Source organism: Exiguobacterium sp. 9-2, assembly GCF_036287235.1.
GTDB lineage: Bacteria > Bacillota > Bacilli > Exiguobacteriales > Exiguobacteriaceae > Exiguobacterium_A.
On the sequence record NZ_CP142850.1, the window covers coordinates 2,179,747 to 2,200,072 of the forward strand.

General features: G+C 48.0%; 14 protein-coding genes and 1 other annotated feature. All 14 genes read right to left on the reverse strand.

Annotated features, from left to right (window positions below):
* Positions 1-35: 35 nt before the first annotated feature.
* Entirely contained in the window at positions 36-1,265 is a 1,230-nt protein-coding gene (locus VJ374_RS11550) for a bifunctional folylpolyglutamate synthase/dihydrofolate synthase (RefSeq protein WP_329468833.1), read from the reverse strand.
* 54 nt (positions 1,266-1,319) lie between these two features.
* Positions 1,320-3,956, reverse strand: coding sequence for a valine--tRNA ligase (locus VJ374_RS11555; RefSeq protein WP_396210583.1), 2,637 nt, complete (start codon positions 3,954-3,956; stop codon positions 1,320-1,322).
* Positions 3,957-4,006: 50 nt separating this feature from the next.
* Positions 4,007-4,236, reverse strand: a binding site (T-box leader).
* 54 nt (positions 4,237-4,290) lie between these two features.
* On the reverse strand, positions 4,291-5,601 hold the full coding sequence (hemL, locus tag VJ374_RS11560; protein WP_329468834.1) for a glutamate-1-semialdehyde 2,1-aminomutase: 1,311 nt from the start codon (positions 5,599-5,601) through the stop codon (positions 4,291-4,293).
* Entirely contained in the window at positions 5,598-6,587 is a 990-nt protein-coding gene (gene hemB / locus VJ374_RS11565; protein WP_035406433.1) for a porphobilinogen synthase, read from the reverse strand. Before hemB ends, hemL begins: the two co-directional genes overlap by 4 nt.
* Positions 6,584-7,288 carry a uroporphyrinogen-III synthase gene (locus VJ374_RS11570; protein ID WP_329468835.1) on the reverse strand — a complete coding sequence of 235 codons (705 nt, stop codon included), beginning with the start codon at positions 7,286-7,288 and terminating at the stop codon, positions 6,584-6,586. Before VJ374_RS11570 ends, hemB begins: the two co-directional genes overlap by 4 nt.
* The gene (gene hemC, locus VJ374_RS11575; protein WP_056062591.1) at positions 7,254-8,180 is read right to left on the reverse strand and encodes a hydroxymethylbilane synthase; all 927 of its coding nucleotides are present in this window, start codon (positions 8,178-8,180) and stop codon (positions 7,254-7,256) included. Before hemC ends, VJ374_RS11570 begins: the two co-directional genes overlap by 35 nt.
* An 83-nt stretch (positions 8,181-8,263) precedes the next feature.
* Positions 8,264-9,604 carry a glutamyl-tRNA reductase gene (gene hemA, locus VJ374_RS11580; RefSeq protein ID WP_035406423.1) on the reverse strand — a complete coding sequence of 447 codons (1,341 nt, stop codon included), beginning with the start codon at positions 9,602-9,604 and terminating at the stop codon, positions 8,264-8,266.
* Positions 9,605-9,818: 214 nt separating this feature from the next.
* Entirely contained in the window at positions 9,819-10,961 is a 1,143-nt protein-coding gene (locus VJ374_RS11585; protein ID WP_052018986.1) for an AI-2E family transporter, read from the reverse strand.
* Positions 10,962-10,988: 27 nt separating this feature from the next.
* Positions 10,989-12,422: a glycosyltransferase family 2 protein gene (locus tag VJ374_RS11590; protein ID WP_329468836.1), complete on the reverse strand. Its 1,434-nt coding sequence runs from the start codon at positions 12,420-12,422 to the stop codon at positions 10,989-10,991.
* Positions 12,412-13,431 (reverse strand): HEAT repeat domain-containing protein, encoded by a 1,020-nt coding sequence (locus VJ374_RS11595; protein WP_313585995.1) that lies wholly within the window; start codon positions 13,429-13,431, stop codon positions 12,412-12,414. The genes VJ374_RS11590 and VJ374_RS11595 overlap by 11 nt, the downstream gene beginning before the upstream one ends.
* The gene (locus VJ374_RS11600) at positions 13,431-14,177 is read right to left on the reverse strand and encodes a response regulator (RefSeq protein ID WP_329468837.1); all 747 of its coding nucleotides are present in this window, start codon (positions 14,175-14,177) and stop codon (positions 13,431-13,433) included. The genes VJ374_RS11595 and VJ374_RS11600 overlap by 1 nt, the downstream gene beginning before the upstream one ends.
* Entirely contained in the window at positions 14,178-17,225 is a 3,048-nt protein-coding gene (locus VJ374_RS11605; protein ID WP_329468838.1) for a hypothetical protein, read from the reverse strand.
* A 182-nt stretch (positions 17,226-17,407) separates the two neighbouring features.
* Entirely contained in the window at positions 17,408-17,989 is a 582-nt protein-coding gene (yihA, locus tag VJ374_RS11610; protein ID WP_023468975.1) for a ribosome biogenesis GTP-binding protein YihA/YsxC, read from the reverse strand.
* 1 nt (position 17,990) lies between these two features.
* A complete protein-coding gene (gene lon / locus VJ374_RS11615) occupies positions 17,991-20,300 on the reverse strand; it encodes an endopeptidase La (RefSeq protein ID WP_035406409.1) in 2,310 nt (769 codons plus the stop codon).
* Positions 20,301-20,326 lie beyond the last annotated feature (26 nt).

Consider the following 20,326-nt stretch of genomic DNA (forward strand, 5'->3'; position numbering starts at 1 on the left):
TTACTTTCATTGTACGCCCTTTTACGACTTTTTACCTATTTTTTAATTAATTCCCAGTATCTTCGTACTTCACTGATGAAATAGAGTGATCCTGTCACGACATATGTCCGGTCCATCTCTAATCGATCGAAGAACTTTTCAACCGTCGTTACATTAGCCCCGTCTTGTTTTAACTCATCGAGTGTCCTTGCTCGCGGGAAATCGAATGTCGTCTCGTAAATATCTGGTGTAACGTTGCTTAACTGCGCAAGCATCGCCGACCGGTCTTTGTCACGCAAAATCGAACAGAGCAACGTCACGGGTTTTGATTCTTCCTTTAACCGTTCAACAAGTGCCGTGATGCCTTCTGGATTATGCGCACCATCGAGAATGATTCGTGGTTTGCGCGAGATGATTTCAAACCGACCTGGATGTTTTGCTTCTCGTAGCCCTTTTCGGATCGCCGCTTTCGACCATCCGAGACGCCGCGCACAAATAACAGCGTTCGCCGCATTATGAACTTGGTGATGGCCTTCGAGACCTAAGCGGGTCTCTGGAATTCCGTCGTACGTCGCCCAGGTCCCGGTTTCCTTTAAGCGGTAACGGATGATTGCTTCCTGGCTCCATTTCAAGGTCGCATTCCGGTCGCCGCAATATGCCATTAACGGTACAGTCAGTTCTTCTTGCAGTTTTCCGGCGATGACCGGTGTCCCTTGTTTGATGATGCCGAACTTCTGTAAGGCGATCTCTTGGAGCGTATCTCCGAGAATCGCTTGATGATCATGACCGATTGATGTGATGATTGCTGCGACCGGCTTTTTGAAGACGTTCGTTGAGTCATACAGTCCACCGAGACCGACCTCATAGATGACGAAATCCGGACGGAGCTGATCAAAATAATAGAAAGCAAGTCCTGTTAATGCTTCGAACTCAGTGACTGTACCGAGTGCCGGATCGATGTGCCTGATGGCATCTTGAACCGCGATGGCAGCTGTAACGAGATCGTCTTCTGCGATCGGTACCCCATTCAACATGATTCGTTCCTCAAACTGAATGATGTACGGTGACGTAAATGTCCCGATTTGCAATCCTTCCGCAATCCCCATCTCACGCAAGAACGCGACCGTCGATCCTTTTCCGTTCGTTCCGGCGACATGAATCGTCGGAATCGCGTCCGGGTCAATCTGTAATTCCAGTAACATCGCCTGCATCCGTTCAAGACCTGGTTTGACGCCGAATGCTAGTAAGCTCGATAACCAATCCAATACATCTTCTCGCGTCCTCATGCTGTTCGCTCCTTTAAAAAAAGTGGCTCAAGGAGACTTGAGCCACTGCTGTAATTAGTGTGAGAGTTCGTTGATGCGTGCTTCGACAGCTTGACGTTTTTCCGTATAATCAAGTGCTTTCGCTTTTTCTTCATCAATGACATGTGCTGGTGCTTTGCCGACGAAGCCAGGGTTGTTGAGTTTTTTCTCGACCCGTTCGACTTCTTTCGTATACTTGACGAGTTCTTTATTCAAGCGCGCGATTTCTTCCTCGATGTTGATCAAGTCTGCGAGCGGGATGAACAATTCTGCTCCCGTTACGATCGCACTCATCGCTTTTTCTGGCGCTGGCATTTGCTCTTCAATCCGGAGTTCAGACGCGTTCGTGAACTTTTGCAAGTACGAGCTGTTTGACGACAAGTCGTCTTGAACACGTGCGTCATTCGTCGAGATGAACAGTTGGATCTGTTTCGACATCGGTGCGTTCACTTCCGCGCGGATGTTACGAACCGAACGGATGACGTTCTGAACCGCTTCAAATGCTGGAACAGCTTCCGGGAAGTCGAGTGACGCCTCGCGTGTCGGCCATGCGGCACGTGTGATCGTCTCACCTTCATGCGGTAAGTGTTGCCAGATTTCTTCCGTGATGAACGGCATGAACGGATGCATCAAGCGCATGATCCGGTCGAGTGTATAGGCAAGAACCGAACGCGTCGTTTGTTTTGCTGCTTCGTCTTCTCCGTTGAGCGGCAACTTCGCCATCTCGATATACCAGTTACAGAAGTCTTCCCAGATGAAGTGATAGAGAATACGTCCTGCTTCACCAAACTCATATTTATCCGATAGACGTGTCACGTCATCAATCGTTGTCTGTAAACGTGTCAGGATCCATTTATCTGCGAGTGATTTTTCGCCTGTCAAATCAATCTGATCAAACGTTAGATCGTCCATGTTCATCAAGGCAAAACGGCTTGCGTTCCATAGTTTGTTTGAGAAGTTCCACGTTGCTTCGATCTTTTCCCAGTAGAAGCGGAGGTCGTTGCCTGGTGTCGATCCAGTCGTTAAGAACCAACGCAGTGAATCAGCACCGTATTTCTCGATGACATCCATCGGATCAATCCCATTTCCGAGGGATTTCGACATTTTTCGTCCTTCCGAATCACGAATCAATCCGTGGATCAAGACGTCTTGGAATGGACGTTGTCCCGTGAATTCATACGATTGGAAGATCATCCGTGATACCCAGAACGCGATGATGTCATACCCTGTAACCAGTGTCGATGTCGGGAAGTATTTCTGATAATCCGCGGCGTCCGTATTCGGCCAACCCATCGTTGAGAACGGCCAAAGGGCTGAAGAGAACCATGTATCGAGAACATCGTTGTCTTGCTCCCAGTTCTCGAGGTCTGCTGGTGCTTCCTTGCCAACGTAGACTTCGCCTGTTTCTTTATGGTACCAAGCCGGAATGCGATGTCCCCACCATAGTTGACGGCTAACACACCAGTCACGGATATTTTCCATCCAGCGTACGTATGTGTTTTCAAAGCGTTGTGGAACGAAGTTGACCTTGTCTGGTCCTTGTTGTTCCTCGAGTGCTTTTTGCGCGAGTGGTTCCATTTTGACGAACCATTGAAGTGAAAGATACGGCTCGACGATTGCATCTGAACGTTCCGAGTGACCAACAGAGTGCAAGTGTGGTTCGATTTTGATTAGAACACCTTCTGCTTTTAAATCTTCAACGATTTGTTTCCGGCATTCGAAACGATCCATGCCTTCGTATTTACCTGCATTCTCGTTCATCGTTCCATCTTCATTCATGACGAGGACACGTGGTAATTCGTGGCGGTTACCGACTTCGAAGTCGTTCGGGTCGTGTGCAGGTGTAATCTTCACGACACCTGTACCGAACTCCATGTCGACATATTCATCCGCAACAATCGGAATCTCGCGACCAACAATTGGTAACGTGATCGTTTTTCCGACGAGGTGAGCGTAACGCTCATCCTTCGGGTTCACGGCAATCGCTGTATCACCAAGCATCGTCTCAGGACGTGTCGTCGCTAGTTCAACATGACCTGAACCGTCCGTCAGTGGATAGCTGAGGTGGTAAAACGCCCCTTCGATATCCTTGTAGATGACTTCGATATCCGAGATCGCTGTTTTCGTCGCTGGGTCCCAGTTAACGATGTATTCGCCACGATAGATCAAGCCTTTTTCGTAAAGTTTAACGAAGACTTCTTGAACTGCTTCTGACAACCCTTCGTCGAGCGTGAAGCGTTCACGCGAGTAATCGAGTCCAAGACCGAGTTTTGCCCATTGTGCACGGATCGTTGACGCATACTCTTCTTTCCATGCCCAAGATTGCTCGAGGAATTTCTCACGACCCATTTCAAGACGTGATTTCCCTTCTGCTCGCAGTTTTTGTTCGACTTTTGCTTGCGTCGCAATACCAGCATGGTCCATTCCCGGTAGATACAGGACGTCGAACCCTTGCATCCGTTTCATCCGCGTCAGCATGTCTTGTAATGTTGTGTCCCAAGCGTGACCAAGGTGTAATTTACCTGTGACGTTCGGTGGTGGAATGACGATCGTGTACGGCTCTTTCTCCGGATCTTGATCAGCTTTAAAGTACTCTCCCTTTAACCAAAAGTCGTGCCATTTTTCTTCCGTTGCCTGCGGATCATATTTCGTTGGCATTGATAATTCCTGCATCCTGATCGCTCCCTTTTTGTCCATAATAAAAACGGCTTCTCTCGTCCTATGCTAAGGACGAAAGAAAGCCGTTGCTTTTTTCCGCGGTACCACCTTAGTTCATCCAACATCGGATGCCCTCGAGCCACGTAACGTGTGGAGGACGGATATCGCTCGTAAGACTCACGATACCAGCTCGTGGGGTGACCTTCCTCCTGTTCGTCCGTCACATCTTTCAGCCAAGGATGTGTTCTCTACGCCGGTACGAATACAGGATTACTCTTCCCGTCATCGCTGTTGCCATTTTCTTCTTTATTCATTTTAGCCGAGAGTTCAAGCAATCGTCAAGAACTGCTTAACGATCGAACTCAACTTGGAGTTCCTTGAACGTCAATTCGACGGCTTCAATCGTCTGTTCGATATCTTCGTCCGTATGGGCAATCGAGAGGAAGAGACCTTCGAATTGTGATGGTGGTAAGAAGACACCACGCGCCGCCATCTTTTGATAATACGAACGGAACATCTCAAGGTTCGATGTTTTCGCTTTTTCGAAGTTCGTGACACGTTCATCCGTGAAGAAGACACCAAACATCGCACCCGCACGGTTCGTCGTCAGTGGAATGTTATATTTCGCCGCAGCATTCAAGTAGCCTTCAGACAGACGGGTCGCTTTCCGGTCGAACTCTTCATAGTGCTCGGGTTTCAATTGCGTCAGTGTCGCTAGACCCGCTGCCATCGCAAGTGGGTTCCCGGATAACGTACCTGCTTGATAAATTGGACCTTGTGGTGCGATCTGTTCCATGATGTCACGCCGTCCGCCATAAGCACCGACTGGCATTCCGCCGCCGATGACTTTACCGAGACACGTGATATCCGGCGTGACACCGAAGTGTCCTTGCGCACAGTGGAATCCGACACGGAAACCGGTCATGACTTCGTCAAAAATCAATAACGCACCGTTTTCTGATGTGATTTCCCGTAAGCCTTCAAGGAACCCTGGTTCTGGTGGCACGAAGCCCATGTTCCCAGCAGCCGGTTCGACGATGACACCAGCGATATCGTCGCCGTGTTTTTCAAACGCGATCCGGACAGCATCCAAATCGTTGTAAGGAACCGTCAGTGTCATGCTCGCAATTTGCGCTGGAACGCCTGGTGAATCCGGTAGTCCAAGTGTCGCGACACCTGAACCTGCTTTAATCAAGAGTGAGTCCCCATGACCGTGGTAACAGCCTTCGAACTTCAAGATTTTTGTCCGACCTGTATAGCCGCGTGCGAGACGAAGGGCAGCCATCGTCGCTTCTGTACCCGAATTGACCATCCGGACGACTTCGACCGACGGTACACGACTGATGACGACTTCCGCCATCGCTGATTCGATTTCTGTTGGTGTCCCGTAACTCCAGCCACGCGTCGCTTGTTCTTGAATCGCTGATGTGACGATTGGATCGGCATGACCGAGAATCATCGGTCCCCATGACAGGACGTAATCGATATACTCTTTTCCGTCGATATCATAGAGCTTTGATCCTTTCGCATGATCTGCGAAAATTGGTGTCATCCCGACCGATTTATAAGCACGCACTGGACTGTTGACACCACCCGGCATGAGCGGGAGTGCCCGCTCGAACGCTTCTTTTGATTTTGAGTTCTGGTTAATTAAGCTCATTTCGACCCCTCCAGGTAACGACAAATGTCTTTTGCGAAATAGGTGATAATTAAATCAGCTCCTGCTCGTTTAAAGCCAAGCATCGTCTCAAGGACGATTCGTTCTTCGTCGATCCAGCCGTTCAGGGCTGCAGCTTTGACCATCGCATACTCACCCGATACGTTATACGCAACGATTGGTAGATCAATCCGCTCGCGCACATCACGAATGATGTCCATGAACGCAAGCGCAGGTTTGACGATCATGAAGTCAGCTCCTTGATCGACGTCCGCTGTTGCTTCTCGGAACGCTTCGCGACGGTTTGCTGGGTCCATTTGGTAGCCTTTCCGGTCGCCTTCTCCTGGTGCCGAGTTTGCCGCGTCACGGAATGGACCGTAATAAGCAGATGCATATTTAACGCCATAGCTCATGACCGGAATATGGCTGAAGCCGTTCTCGTCCAACCCTTGACGAATCGCTGCGACGAATCCGTCCATCATTGATGATGGAGCGATGACATCGGCACCCGCCTGAGCTTGTGAGATGGCTGTTTTGACGTGAAGCGGTAATGACGCATCATTATCGACCGTTCCGTCCGCGACGATTCCACAGTGACCTGTCGACGTATATTCACATAAGCATGTGTCGGCAATGACCGTTAGCTGCGGAGCAACTTTTTTGACGAGACGTGTTGCCTCTTGAACGATCCCGTGATCGTGAAACGCACCTGATCCTTGCTCGTCTTTTAAGTGGTCGTGCGGGACACCGAATAAGATGACAGATTCGATTCCGAGTGCGACGACTTCTTCAATCTCAGCCGTCAGATGATCGAGTGATAAGTTGAAGACGCCAGGCATCGAGCTGACTTCGCGTTTGATATCTTCGCCTTCAGCAACGAAAATCGGATAAATCAAATCCGATTTATGCAACTGGTTCTCGCGGACGAGTGACCGGAGTGATGCGGTATGACGTAAACGACGGTGACGTGCGTATTCTAATGTGTTCATGCTGATTCCTCCTCAATGATACGATCAATCATGCCGTCCACCGTGAATTCACGGGCGACATGAATCGGTTGAAGTCCGGCTGCTTTTGCTGCTTGCTCCGTGATCGTCCCGATGACGATGAAGGTCGTCTTCAGGTCTAGCGGAGCAATCGCTTCGACAGCGGAAGGACTCTGCAGTCCAATATAGGTGGCATTTCTGATAAGAGCTTCAGGTAGTCGACGGGTGACGGTTTCATAGGTGATGATATCCTCGATCGTATATCGATTCAGTTTTCGTAACTGATCGACCGGTGCTTGCCGCGATCGGTTCCCTCGCGCAAAAACGATATGATCGCCGTCAGACAAGTATGGTCCCAGTTCTGCGACGAGTGCGTCTCCTGTAAAGGTTGACGGACAAAAGTCGGCTGTTCGATCATACTTCGCAAGTGCATCTGCTGTCTTTCGTCCAACGACCGCGATACGCGTTTCTGCTAATTCAGGCAATGCATCAGCAACCCGGTGGACGCCATTCGGACTCGTCACGATGAGCCAATCAATTCCCTTCGGCAACGTAAACGAAACAGGTCGCGTTTCAATGACCGGATAATGCACCGACTCGATTGCGACGCCACGCAGTCGCGCCATCTGCTCGTTCGTCGGTGGTCGACTTCCCGTGAACAATACCTGCTTACAAGTCATCCGGAAGTGTTGCGAGAATCTCACGACCGCCCGAAGCAAGCAGACGTTCGGCAACGTCTTGACCGAGATGCATCGGGTCAAGACCTGATTCGCGCTCGATTAGAATTTGCTCCCCATCGACGGATCCGATGAATCCGACAAGTGTCGTTGACATGTCTTCGTTAATCGTCGCGAATCCACCGACCGGAACGTGACAGCTACCTTCGATGGCTGCTAGGAAAGCGCGTTCTGCGTATGCCACTTTTTCTGTCATCTGATCATGGATCAGGTGCAGGAGATCACGTACTTCTTGATCATGTTCGCGACATTCGATACCGAGGATTCCTTGACCGACAGCTGGAATCATGTCTTCTGTTGAAAGATATTCCGAAACGACATCTTCAGACCAACCCATCCGTTTTAAACCAGCTGCTGCAAGCAGAATCCCGTCAAACGGACCATTTTTTAATTTATCAAGTCGTGTATCGATGTTCCCGCGAATCGATTCGATTTTTAAATCAGGGCGGAGTTTTAGCAATTGTGATCCACGACGTAAGCTGCTCGTGCCGACAACCGCACCTTCTGGCAAGGAAGCAAGACCTTCTCCTGTTTTCGTGATCAAGGCATCACGCGCATCGACACGTGCCGGTGTGGCACCGATGATGAGACCATCCGGTAGTTCAGACGGTAAATCCTTCATGCTGTGAACAGCAAAATCGATTTCTTCGTCAATCATCTGCTGTTCGATCTCTTTTACGAATAACCCTTTACCACCGACTTTTGAGAGCGTCACATCCAAAATACGGTCTCCTTTTGTAATGATGTTCTTGATTTCGAACTCATACGGCGCGCCGGCTTGTTTCAACTGGTCAATGACCCATTTCGTCTGTGTCATCGCTAGCTTCGAGCTTCGCGATCCAACAATGATTTTTCGCATGCTAAAATCCCCCTGTACAATGATAAAGGGGCGGCACAAGTCCGCCCCATGCATTTTCTATTGTAACACAAATCGTACTTTGTTCACCGGTTCACAGCTTTTGCTGAAGGTGTCGTCTCTTCTGACGTCACGATTTCATCTTCGAGCCCATCAAACAAGTCTTCGTTTAATGCGAACGTATCCATGAACTGCGCAATCCGCTCATCAGCATCCGGTTTCGCTGCCGCATCTTTGATGTAAGATAGCGGTTCACGCAACAATTGATTGATGATGGATTTCATGTGTTTACCAATGACGGTTTTTTCACGTTTTGACATCTCCGGTAATTTCCGTTCCAAGCTTTGCATTGTCTCTTGTTGAATCCGCAATGCTTGGTCTCGTAATTCCGTGATGATCGGCACGACACCAAGTGTCGTCATCCACCCTTCGAACTCAGCGATTGCCGCTTCGATTCGTTGTTCGATTTTCGCCGCTTCCTTCATCCGTTCCGCCATGTTTTGCTGGACGATCGATGTCAGATCATCGACATCATATAAATGAACGCCTGGCAAGTCACCAACGGTCGGTTCGATGTCGCGCGGTACTGCGATGTCAATCAACAAGAATGGACGATCGTGACGGAACAGCTGTGCTGCTGCGATGTCTTCCCGTTTGATGATGGCACGTTTTGCACCTGTTGAAGAGATGACGATGTCTGCCCGAAGCAAACCGCACTGCATTTCATTAATCGAATGCGCTGATCCTTCGAACCGATTCGCGACCTCTTCTGCTTTGGCGAGCGTCCGGTTAAAGACCGTGATGTCACGAGCTCCTGCTTCATATAAGTTGAGCGTCGTCAATTCGCCAGTTTCTCCCGCACCGATGACGACAATCGATTTATCTTCAAGCGATCCGAGTAACTGTTCGGCAAGCGTGACGGCAGCAGCACTGACAGAAACGGCATTTTCACCGATTCCAGTTTCTGCGTGAGCCCGTTTGGCGAGCGTGACCGCTTCTTTGAAGAGTTTGTTAAAGACCGTTCCTGTCGTTTCAAGCTTCTGTGCCATGAAGAAGCTTGTCTTGACCTGACCAAGGATTTGCGTTTCACCGACGATCATTGAATCAAGACCACTTGTCACGCGGAACAGATGTTTCATCGCATCGAATCCTTCATGGATGAAGAGATACGGCTCGAGCTCTTCCATCGTCAAACCAAACCAGTTTGCAAGGAAACGTTTTGTATAATACCGTCCTGTATGTGGCTGATCCGTCACGACGTACAGTTCCGTCCGGTTACATGTCGAGACGATGACACTTTCAAAGATACTTTTTTCATCGCGCAATGCGACGACCGCTCCCTTCATCTCATGCTCCCCAAATGAGACTTGTTCGCGTATTGATACAGGCGCTGTTTTGTTATTCAAGCCGACCACTACGATATGCATGCGCTCTACCCCTTACGTCCAAAGATTTCGTTCCGATCTATCTTTTCGTTCTCTATCCTACATTATAACCATTATAAAAAAGATTCCAATCAATTTATAAACTAAAATGAGTCGAAGTTGTGAAATCTTCTTCATTTTTTCTCTTCTTCTACCTTATCCCTCTCCCGTAAAAATCACAAACCCTCTGCTCCTAAAAAGAGCAGAGGGTTACACTTTACTTCAACGATTCAGGTGATACCGTCACGTCCGGTACGTCGAGACGTTGCTGACGTAAACGATAAATCCGAGCGATGTTCTGAATGACGACTTTTGAGACCGCATAGGTCGGAACTGCCAAGATGACACCGATGATGCCACCGATTTTCCCGGCAACGAGCAAAACGATGATGATCGTCAAGGGATGGACCTTGAGTGTTTTTCCTTGAACGTAAGGAGAAATCAAGTTCGATTCGATTTGTTGCGCGACGACGATCGTGATGATCGCATAGACCGCTTTGATCGGATCATCAATGAATCCGACAATGACTGCCGGGACGGCACCGATGTAAGGTCCAAGATACGGGATGATGTTCGTCACCGTACAGAATAAGGCAAGTAATAACGCATATTGAATGTCAGCAATGAAAAAACCGATCAAGGACATCACACCGACGCAGATTGAGACGATGACCTGTCCGTTGACGTAATGCTTCACTGTCACGTGCATGTCGTGCAGAATTTTACGCGTTTCCGTTTCGTAGCTACGCGGTAACAATTTCACGACGGAGTCAGGGAATTTATACCCGTCAAGCAACATATACACTAAGATGAACGGCACTAAGACGATGATTAAGACCGTCGAAGAGATGACACCGAAAATCGTTCCAACGGACGTCGAGACGGACTTGAAGACGGTACCGACATACGATGTCGCTTCATTCGTCCACTTATCAAATAAATCTGTATTCTCATGTACCCAGGTCGAGATAAAACGATTGTCCATCAGCTGATCGCGTAAATTTAACGTTTGATCACGCAATTCGATGACGAGCGTCGGAATGCTTGTTGCAAAATCTGTCACCTGCTCAACTAAGATCGGTCCGATTGAAGCGACGGCGATCGTCAGGATCGTGATGAAACCAAGTAAAACGATTAACACGGCAAGACCACGTTTCTTGACTCGTTTTTGCAACGCATCTACGATCCCAAGCGTGAAGTAATAGAAAATACCCGCAATAATGAGCGGTGGAAAGATCAATGCCAGCATGACTTTTATCGGCTGGAATAAAAATGAGATCTTTGTACCGACCCAGATGACAAGAAAAATCACTAATACCCAAATTAATGCTTTAAACCATTTGTTTCGTAACAAATCCACCTAGCATATCCTCCTCATACCTATTCGTCAGCCGACTTTTTCCTCGGTGACGTCTTCGAGGCGTTGGCGCTCCATCTGTCCCCAGTTTCCTCGACCAGTCAAGAATTGAATCAATCCCCCTAGTTTGAAGAAGACTAAAATCGGACGGTACCAGAACGACTCGGTCAAGGACCATAAATACAACCGAATCAATTCTTTGACATTCTTGAATCGGTGCATCGTCCACTCTTCCAATAATACGGCACCTGCTGATAATAAGGAACCATAGAGTAAGGCGACGACCAATAAGACGATACCAAATTCAAAGTTAAGCGTCCCGACGAGCAGGTTGAGCGGAATAATGAAATATCCCATCAGTTCAACAATAGGTCCGAGTAATTCAATCAAAAAGAAATATAGCATCGAAACGCCACCAACAGAACCATATTTCGGATTACCGATCATGCGCTTATGCGTCCAGAGTGTCTCAGCTAGCCCACGGTGCCAACGTGTTCGTTGCGACCGCAACACTTCCATTGACTCCGGAGCTTGCGTCCAACAGACTGGTGCCGGAACGTACTCGATGCGTTTATCGAGTTTATTTTCCTTCATGTATCGGTGCAAACGAACGACAAGTTCCATGTCCTCACCGACAAGTCCTTCCTTATACCCACCTGCTTGGACAACGATGTTCTTTTGGAACAGACCGAACGCACCAGAGACAATCAATAAGATGTTGAAACGGCTAAGTCCAAGGCGACCAAATAAGAATGCTCGGAAATATTCAATCATCTGCATCAAGACAATCCGTTGTTTTGGTGTCCGAATCTCGACGATTTCGCCACCTTCAATCGTACAGCCATTGACGAGGAAGATTGAACCACATGTCGCGACGACCTCTTCGTCGGACTCGACGATCGGTTTCATGACTTTTAATAGGGCATCCCGCTCTAAAATCGAATCCGCGTCAAGCGAGCAGAAATACGGATAACTGGAATGGTCGATACCGGCATTCAAGGCATCTGCCTTTCCACCATTCTCTTTATCGATAACGATTAAACGACTATCGATCCGCGAACGGTAGACTTGTTTGACCGGCTTCGAACCAATTAGAATCCGCGGATAGCGGATTTCCTTCTCCAGCTCATACGATCGGAACAATTCGTCCATCGTTCCGTCCTTTGAACCATCATTGATGACGATGACTTCATGCTCCGGATAGTCAAGTGCTAGCAAAGCTTGGACACTCGAGACGATCGTATATTCCTCATTGTACGCTGGAACAAGGATACTGACCGGTCGTGTATAGAGAGAGCGCATCAGTGGCAAGTAAGAGCTCTCTTTCCGACGGAAGCGTTGCCGTCGCACCATTTGAGCTGAAATCAGGTAAAGCATCGAATAGAATACGATGACGAGTAACATATAAATCAACACTGTCCATGAAAGGACTTCAATAATGGCTTGGATTGTCTCAGACGACATGATGCTTCATCTCCTTTGCCAACCGTTCTGTAGCTTTTTGACGTGCATAGCGGTCGGGATGTGTACTTGATACTTTCGCCAATTGTTCGATCCCGCCACAAGCAAGCAGCGCATCAAAGGCAGCCGTCCGGACCCACCACGATCGACTACCGACAAACGGCAAGATCGCTGGTATCGCATCGGCTGGAACGACATGTTCTAAGAAACGAAGGGCAAGCATTTGCTCAACCCAACTTGATTCTTCTTCCAAGTAAGGCACATATAACTTCCAGTCCTCCTCAAGCCCGATTCGCGTGAGCGCACGAAGGGCACGTTTTCGGATTTCTGGATTTTCATCTGTCGTCTTGTCACGAACGAGTGCGATATAACGTGTCTCATCGCGGTCAAAGATCAACTGAAGGATTGCTAACTTAAAGGACAGTGTCAATTCTTCGAACGCAGCCACCCACTCCTCTAAGTCTTGACTACGACCAACCGCAAGAATCGCACCGAAGAAACTAATCCCATTTTCTTGCTTGGCGATGGCGATCGCATCTTGCGGTGATAGTGAGACGAGGGTCCGAACGATGACATCGCTCTCTTCTTTTTCAATCGTGTTTCCCCAACGCGCATGAATCATCGGTGCGACTGCTACCAAACGGAATTGAGAGACGGCCTCATAAGCGTTCAAGCGACGGTCAATCCGGCGATGCTTCAATTGTTGTTCGTAATAGGCTTGCATATTAGCAGCGACAAAAGCTTGCACTCGTTCGAGATGTGCCGGTGTTGCCGTCAAGTTAGACAGTGCGAAGAGCTCAAGCTCAGCTAAATCCTCGTTTCCTTTTTGAACCGTCGGCATGTCCTGACGTTCACCTGTCGCATAGTCGTAGATGTCATCTCGAAAGACAAGTTGCCAATCGCTACGGGCATGCTCGCGGTTGGCACGTTTTCGTTTTTGAACGACGAGATAGACCAATGCTCCACCTTGTAAGAAAACGAGTACAACGATAAATACTAGAATCGCCTGCATCATCGGCCATCCTCAACTTTTCGGATCCACGCGCGGAATTCTTCGATTTTTAACGGAAGGGTCATAATGTAATCAACACCTCGGTCAATCGCAAGAACATGATCGCGTTCACGGTTGTACATCGAAATCATCATCGATTGGAACGGTGCGACACTCTGATGTTTTGCTCGCAGTAGTAATTCCAGCCCATCTGCTCGTGGTAATGCTGACGTAAACACGAGTAAGTACGGACGGGATGCTACGTACTCGTCAAGGAATGTCTCTGCTCGTTCGAATGTTACGAACCGTTCGAAGCGTTCCGTCAGTTCCCGTTCCATCATCCGACGGATATGCGGATCTTCCGTTACGACGACGACATCCGCGATATAATGGATTTTTTTATAACGCGCTAGCCGGTCAAGGACAAGCTCCCGCGATAGTGTCGCCGGTAGAATTTCTCGCGCATTTTCTAAACCATAGAAAGAAGTCTCTGTATTAAAATACACGACGGGAATTCGTTCCTCGATGACAGGTTCGCTTGCGAGAACGACATCGGCATAAGAAATGTCCGTCCGCACGCACCATCCCTCTTCAATCAATCCGTTGACCGCCTCCGGCATTTGTCCGACTGTGTGCACGAACAAGGTATTCGTCGACGATTGCCGGACGGTTTCTTCCGTCCATTCAATCGTCGAACTGACCTCACGATCTTGACTTGTTGATTCAAACGACTGATTGATTAATTTCCACATCTCTTCACGTCGCATTTAATTTCCTCCCTCAGTGAATGCTTTTTTCATCGTCCGATAGACAGGTTTCAGTTCTTCTCGCTGTTGCGGATTCGTCCACTCTGCCCAGTTGTAGAAACCACGATCTTTTTCAGGGATACGTGTCTCACCGACTTGACCTGTGACTTCGATTCCTTCCGTAATCATCTTCGCTTCTAATCCATCTTTCCAGAAGTCACCGATGATTTCATGTTTACTAGGGTCTCGCATATTCAAGACCATCCATGGAATACGGAGCTCTACGGTTGGTTTCGTGATATCTGAGATATCTGTCAAGATATCGTCTGGTTCTCCTTCATGTAGAACACCCGTGTCCCACTTTACGGCTGGTTTGACGATTTTTTTCGTCACCGGGTCGCGTCTTGCATAATCGAGCATTTGATAAATTGGAACGAACTTACCGCTGTCTTTTTGATCAGACGGTGGTTTTACCATCTCAAACGGCATCTTGAGACCATAGTGATAACGGAAGATATCATAACGAGCATCGACATCGATGCGCGCCTTCTGATCGATCGTCAGGCGATATTCCGCTCCTTCATCAAGCATCAGCGGACCGACTTTCGTATTCCCATCGTTTGGTTTCGTCGATAGCGCAAGTGTCGTCGGCTCTGCTTTTTTCCGGTCGATACGCAAATAGAGATAGGCTTCGTCGGATGTCATATATATCGCTTGATCCTTATTTTCAGCGACTGGTGCATACCCTTTCCAATCATCCAATTTCCCGTCAATGACGATATCTGAACGTAGGAAACCAAGCATACCGAAATGTTGTTCGCTCGTCTGGACATTCGACCAACGGGGACGCGTATTGGCATCATCATAATCCATCGTGTTCCACGTCCGCTTGAACCATTCATCTTGCCAGATGAAGACGAGTCCACCGGCTGTTTTGACGTCTTTAATGTCTTGATAGAGTTGTGCGACGAGTTCGCCTTGTTTCTTCTCACTGACATGCCCTTGATCGAAACCATTTGGTCCGAGGTGCGTCTTCCCGCGAGAACTCGGAATTCCGAATTCTGATACAAGTAGCGGCATATCATGATAATCCTTCATCTTCTTCAAGTAACGGGCATACGATTCAGATCCTTTGTCCGTTTTTTGACTGTACTCTTCCTTGATGAACGAAGGATAGTACGGATAGATGTGGTAAGACGCGAACAAGCCACCCGGGAAATCCTTCGTTGCTTTTAAGTGATTGAAATCAATGGAGACGAGGTCCTGTTCTTCCTCAATCTCTTTTGGGTGTTTCAACGGATCCGTCGTCGGCCAGTTCGTCGAACCGATTGGTCGTGTTGTACCGTACTCTTTGATTTCGTGTGCAGTCGCCGTATCCATCCGACCTGCTAACCACGATTCGAAAGGAGACGCTTCTTTCGTCGTCGTTACGTATTGTCCTTCGAAACGTGTTCCTTTGTTCTTTTTATTTGTTTCAACGACAGCTTCCGGTAACCATTCGATTCCGAAGACGAATGCTGAAACGTATTGCGAGACGTCTGAAGTATATGTTCCGGAAGCATGACCAACAACTTCTTTAACGACTGCGTTTCCATGAATGACATCAACCATTCGTTTTGCTTCCGTATCTGTCATCTTCATGAACTTTGGATCGAATGCATTTTTTAGTTCCTCGAACGGCTTCTCTTCGACCCACATGCCTTGCATGAGATAAATCGGTTGTTTCGCCTGTTCGTTGTAAGCTTTTAATGCATCGTAAAAAGCAGGAGGGTGCAACGTGTACACACGAATCGTATTGACCCCCATCGCTCCGATTTCCTTCAACCAACGATCATATTCGTTTCGGCTGATGGCATGTTCCCCAGGAAATGCACCTGGTCGACCAAGTCCAATGTTGACACCCTTAACGAAGTACGGCTTCCATTCACCATCTTGATACATCTCAAGTGTGTCCTGTCCTTCACGAGCTCGGGTCCGCAACTCTTGGTTACCGACCTTCGTTTTTGAAAGTGGTTTGACCTTCGCAGTTTGTGTCGAGATCCGTTTCGTATCCTCAAGAATCCGCGTCAGCGTCGGGGCGTAAATCTTCCAGAAGAACGCCGATTCACTTTCCGCACTATCGAGGATGAACTGTTTGCGGAACCAATCGAGACCACTGTATCGATAATAACGTGGGATATCCGCGACGTCCGTATAATCACCAGCAAAATAGTGACCACTTCCTTGCGTGACATACGCTGGAAACTCAAGCGGCAACTGGTATTTTCGAAGCATTGCTTGTGTCTGTTTCGAAGGGTTCCAAGAGAAATGCGCTTGTTGTTTCCCGCCATCTAGTTCAAGAATCTCGAACCAGTAGTTATAACGGACCTCATCTTTTGCATTCCCCTTATTTTGATCCCACTTGTAAAGTAAAGGAGTGTCATCATTGACGAAAAAAGCTTTTTCGGTCGAATCATTAATAAAAACATAACCCGGACCTGATAGTTTGAACTCTTTTTCTTTCGCTTGTGTTTTTAATTGAGCTACGACGTTTTTCTCAAGACCTTGCAGTTTTGTTAAATCTGGGAAAAATCGACCGATCCATCCTGTCCAAGCCGTCCCGAATAATTGTCGAAACGCATTGGACCGCTCGACTGACGTCGGACTTGCTGCTGTATTAAATTCCGCCACAACGGTTTTCCCTTGCGAAATCGCTTCAGTTGCGAGCTCGACGTCTTCTGTCGTCAAGCCACCACGATGTTCTTTTTTCCCGTTGACGTCATATGATTTTCCGTACGTATCCGTAAACAACAGCACATCTGCTTTAGAGGCTTGTTGTAACATTTTTTTACCTTGTGTACCATCATAACGGTTGATGTAGTCCGAATACGTATAATCTTGCCCTTGCGTATTTCGGATCTTTAAGTGATTCAATAACCACGTCGTTCCGGCATGCTCTCGCTCTTCCGTTCCGTTCGTGTAATCAAATAGCGCAATGTTTAATGTCTTTTCCTGCTTCAAGAACCAAATGGCAAATGGTGTCAGAATGAGTAAGACGACGATTGCGAACGTCCATTTATAACGCCTCATATTGGCATAGCCTCCCACTAGAACAATTTGTTCCTATCATTGTAACGTGAATCAAATGATGTTCATATAATGGAAATCAAAAATGTTGTAAGGAAATAATTAGATACTATTTTTAGATTACTTTAACCCTCATAAAAAAACGTCCTGCTCTCCTATTGTAGGAGAACAAAACGTTTCGTTTTTTACAGAAGACGATAAATCGCTTCCCATGCGGCATCGACGCCTTCTCCTGTCTCAGACGAGAAAGGAATTAAGGTATCTTGACCATCAAATTGCAATTTACGTTTGATTGCCGCGATATGTTTATCACGTTGACTCTTTTTGATTTTATCGAGTTTTGTTGCAACGACGATGACCGGTAGATCGTAATACTTCAAGAAATCGTACATCGTCACGTCATCCGCAGACGGATCGTGTCGGATGTCGACGAGCTGTACGACACCTTTGAGGATTTCACGTTGTGTGAAGTACTTCTCCATCATCTTGCCCCACGCTTCACGCTCCGTCTTCGAGACTTTCGCATACCCGTAACCCGGTACATCAACGAACATGACTTCATCATTGATGTTAAAGAAGTTCAAGGTTTGCGTTTTACCTGGTTTCGAAGATGTCCGCGCGAGTGCTTTTCGCTGAACCAGTTTATTGATGAAAGAGGACTTTCCGACATTCGATCGCCCTGCGAGTGCCACTTCTGGCAACAATGGCTCCGGATAATGCTCCGGATTAACACCACTCGTAATAAAATCAGCTTTATAAATTTTCATGTTACTCTCCTTTTAATGCATGTTCGAGCACTTGCTCCATCGTCGCAACCGGAATGAATTCCATTCCTGCGCGGACGCTTTCCGGGATATCATCGATGTCCCGCGTATTATCTTGCGGTAGAAGAACGGTCGTCAAGCCCGCACGATGTGCTGCGAGTGACTTTTCCTTTAGTCCACCGATCGGTAAGACCCGTCCACGTAGTGTGATTTCACCTGTCATGCCGACGTCCCGGCGAACCGGACGCTTCGTCAAGGCGGAAATCAGTGCTGTTGCTAGTGTAATACCAGCAGATGGACCATCTTTTGGTACAGCACCTTCAGGGACGTGGATGTGGATGTCTTGCGTTTCGTAGAAGTTCGGTTCGATGCCAAGGGACGTCGCATTTGCTCGGACGAAGCTGTACGCAGTCTGAGCGGACTCTTGCATGACGTCACCGAGTTTCCCGGTTAACTGCAGTTTCCCTTTACCCGGAGCAAGACTGACTTCGATCGTCAACGTATCGCCCCCAAAAGCAGTATACGCTAAACCAGTCACTGCGCCAATCATATCTTCTAGCTCGCCTTGACCATAACGGTAGATCGGTTTACCTAAGAAATCATCTAGATTACGCTTCGTCACCGTCACCCGCTTCTTCTCACCCATCGCGATTTGTTTTGCTGCTTTCCGGCAAAGTGAGCCGAGGACACGTTCAAGATTACGGACACCGGCTTCTCGTGTATAACGACGAACGACTTCTTCTAGCGCGTCTGCTTTGACTGTCAATTGACTCTTTTTCAGACCGTGTTCAGCAAGTTGCTTCGATAATAGATGACGAACGGCAATTTCCGTCTTCTCTTGTTCCGTATAGCCACCAATCTGAATCAGTTCCATTCGGTCGAGCAAAGGTCCTGGGATGTTCGAGACATCATTTGCTGTCGCAATAAAGAGGACATTTGATAAATCGAACGGTTCTTCGATGTAGTGATCGGAGAAGCTGTTGTTTTGTTCCGGATCAAGAACTTCAAGCATCGCGGACGATGGGTCACCACGGAAGTCATTTGACATCTTATCAATCTCATCCAGTAAGAAGACCGGGTTATTCGTTCCTGCTTGTTTTAAACCGCGGATGATTCGACCTGGCATCGCACCGATATACGTCCGGCGATGTCCACGGATCTCCGCTTCATCGCGCACGCCACCAAGTGAGACGCGGACAAACTTCCGCTCGAGCGCTGTTGCGATGGAGCGAGCAAGCGACGTTTTCCCGACCCCCGGAGGACCAGAAAGACAGAGAATCGGACCCCGTAGCGAATCCGTCAATTGACGAACAGCGAGATACTCAAGAATTCGTTCTTTGACCTTTTCTAGACCGTAATGATCCTTTTCGAGCTGTTCCGAAGCTGCTGAAACGTTCAAGAAATCATCGGTTGCTTCGTTCCACGGTAACGAGAAGAACCATTCGAGATAGTTGCGGATGACACCATGTTCGGGACTTGTCGCCGGTACGACAGCTAAACGACTGATTTCCTTCTCGACGTTCGCAACCGTCGTTTCCGGTAAATCAAGCATGGACAGTTGCTCCCGGTATTTCGTCGCATCGCTTTCAACGGATGCCGACTCGCCACCGAGTTCCTGTTGAATCGTCTTCAATTGTTCCCGCAAGTAATACTCGCGTTGCGATTGTTCAATCGTCTTCTTCGTCCGTTCACGCATCTCACGTTCGAGTTCGACGACTTCATATTCATGTTTCATGACGTCAAGCAACATCAATCCCCGTTCGACCGGATCCTGTTGTTCGAGGAACTCCTGTTTCTTCGAGATATCGATCGGTAACTTCGACGTGATATAGTCCGTCAATGAGTCGAGACGTTCATAGGTCTCGAACCGACGACGCTCATCTGTTCCGATGCCTTTGATACGAGAGACGAGTTGACCGAACTGTTCTTTAATTAGACGAACGAGCGCTTCTTGTTTCGCCCCTTTGATGTCCATCTTCTCGATTGGTTCGATGACTGCTTGATATCCTTCGTCCGTCTCCTCAACGTTTTCAATCCGGACGCGTTCCTTCCCGATAACACGAACACGAACTGTATCATTCCCAAGTTCACTCATCTTCGCGATTTGAACAAGTGTACCGACCTGATGCAACCCGTCGACAGACGGCTCTGCTTCTGGATCACGTTGCGTGACGACGACGAGATCGATCTCGTGTTCCTTTGATGCAAGTAAGGCTTTTAAGGATACCGGACGCCCGACATCAATCGTCAATCCGATCAACGGATACGCGACGACACCGCGTAACGGTAAAAGTGGATATTGTTTTTTCTTCATTCGAATTCCTCCTAAACAAAAAGACT

What these genes read in the sequence shown, in the direction of transcription:
- VJ374_RS11550 (WP_329468833.1), bottom strand. Translation starts at nt 1,265, where the DNA reads ATGAGGACGCGAGAAGATGTATTGGATTGGTTATCGAGCTTACTAGCA.
- VJ374_RS11555 (WP_396210583.1), bottom strand. Translation starts at nt 3,956, where the DNA reads ATGCAGGAATTATCAATGCCAACGAAATATGATCCGCAGGCAACGGAA.
- hemL (WP_329468834.1), bottom strand. Translation starts at nt 5,601, where the DNA reads ATGAGCTTAATTAACCAGAACTCAAAATCAAAAGAAGCGTTCGAGCGG.
- hemB (WP_035406433.1), bottom strand. Translation starts at nt 6,587, where the DNA reads ATGAACACATTAGAATACGCACGTCACCGTCGTTTACGTCATACCGCA.
- hemC (WP_056062591.1), bottom strand. Translation starts at nt 8,180, where the DNA reads ATGCGAAAAATCATTGTTGGATCGCGAAGCTCGAAGCTAGCGATGACA.
- hemA (WP_035406423.1), bottom strand. Translation starts at nt 9,604, where the DNA reads ATGCATATCGTAGTGGTCGGCTTGAATAACAAAACAGCGCCTGTATCA.
- VJ374_RS11590 (WP_329468836.1), bottom strand. Translation starts at nt 12,422, where the DNA reads ATGTCGTCTGAGACAATCCAAGCCATTATTGAAGTCCTTTCATGGACA.
- VJ374_RS11595 (WP_313585995.1), bottom strand. Translation starts at nt 13,431, where the DNA reads ATGCAGGCGATTCTAGTATTTATCGTTGTACTCGTTTTCTTACAAGGT.
- VJ374_RS11600 (WP_329468837.1), bottom strand. Translation starts at nt 14,177, where the DNA reads ATGCGACGTGAAGAGATGTGGAAATTAATCAATCAGTCGTTTGAATCA.
- VJ374_RS11605 (WP_329468838.1), bottom strand. Translation starts at nt 17,225, where the DNA reads ATGAGGCGTTATAAATGGACGTTCGCAATCGTCGTCTTACTCATTCTG.
- yihA (WP_023468975.1), bottom strand. Translation starts at nt 17,989, where the DNA reads ATGAAAATTTATAAAGCTGATTTTATTACGAGTGGTGTTAATCCGGAG.
- lon (WP_035406409.1), bottom strand. Translation starts at nt 20,300, where the DNA reads ATGAAGAAAAAACAATATCCACTTTTACCGTTACGCGGTGTCGTCGCG.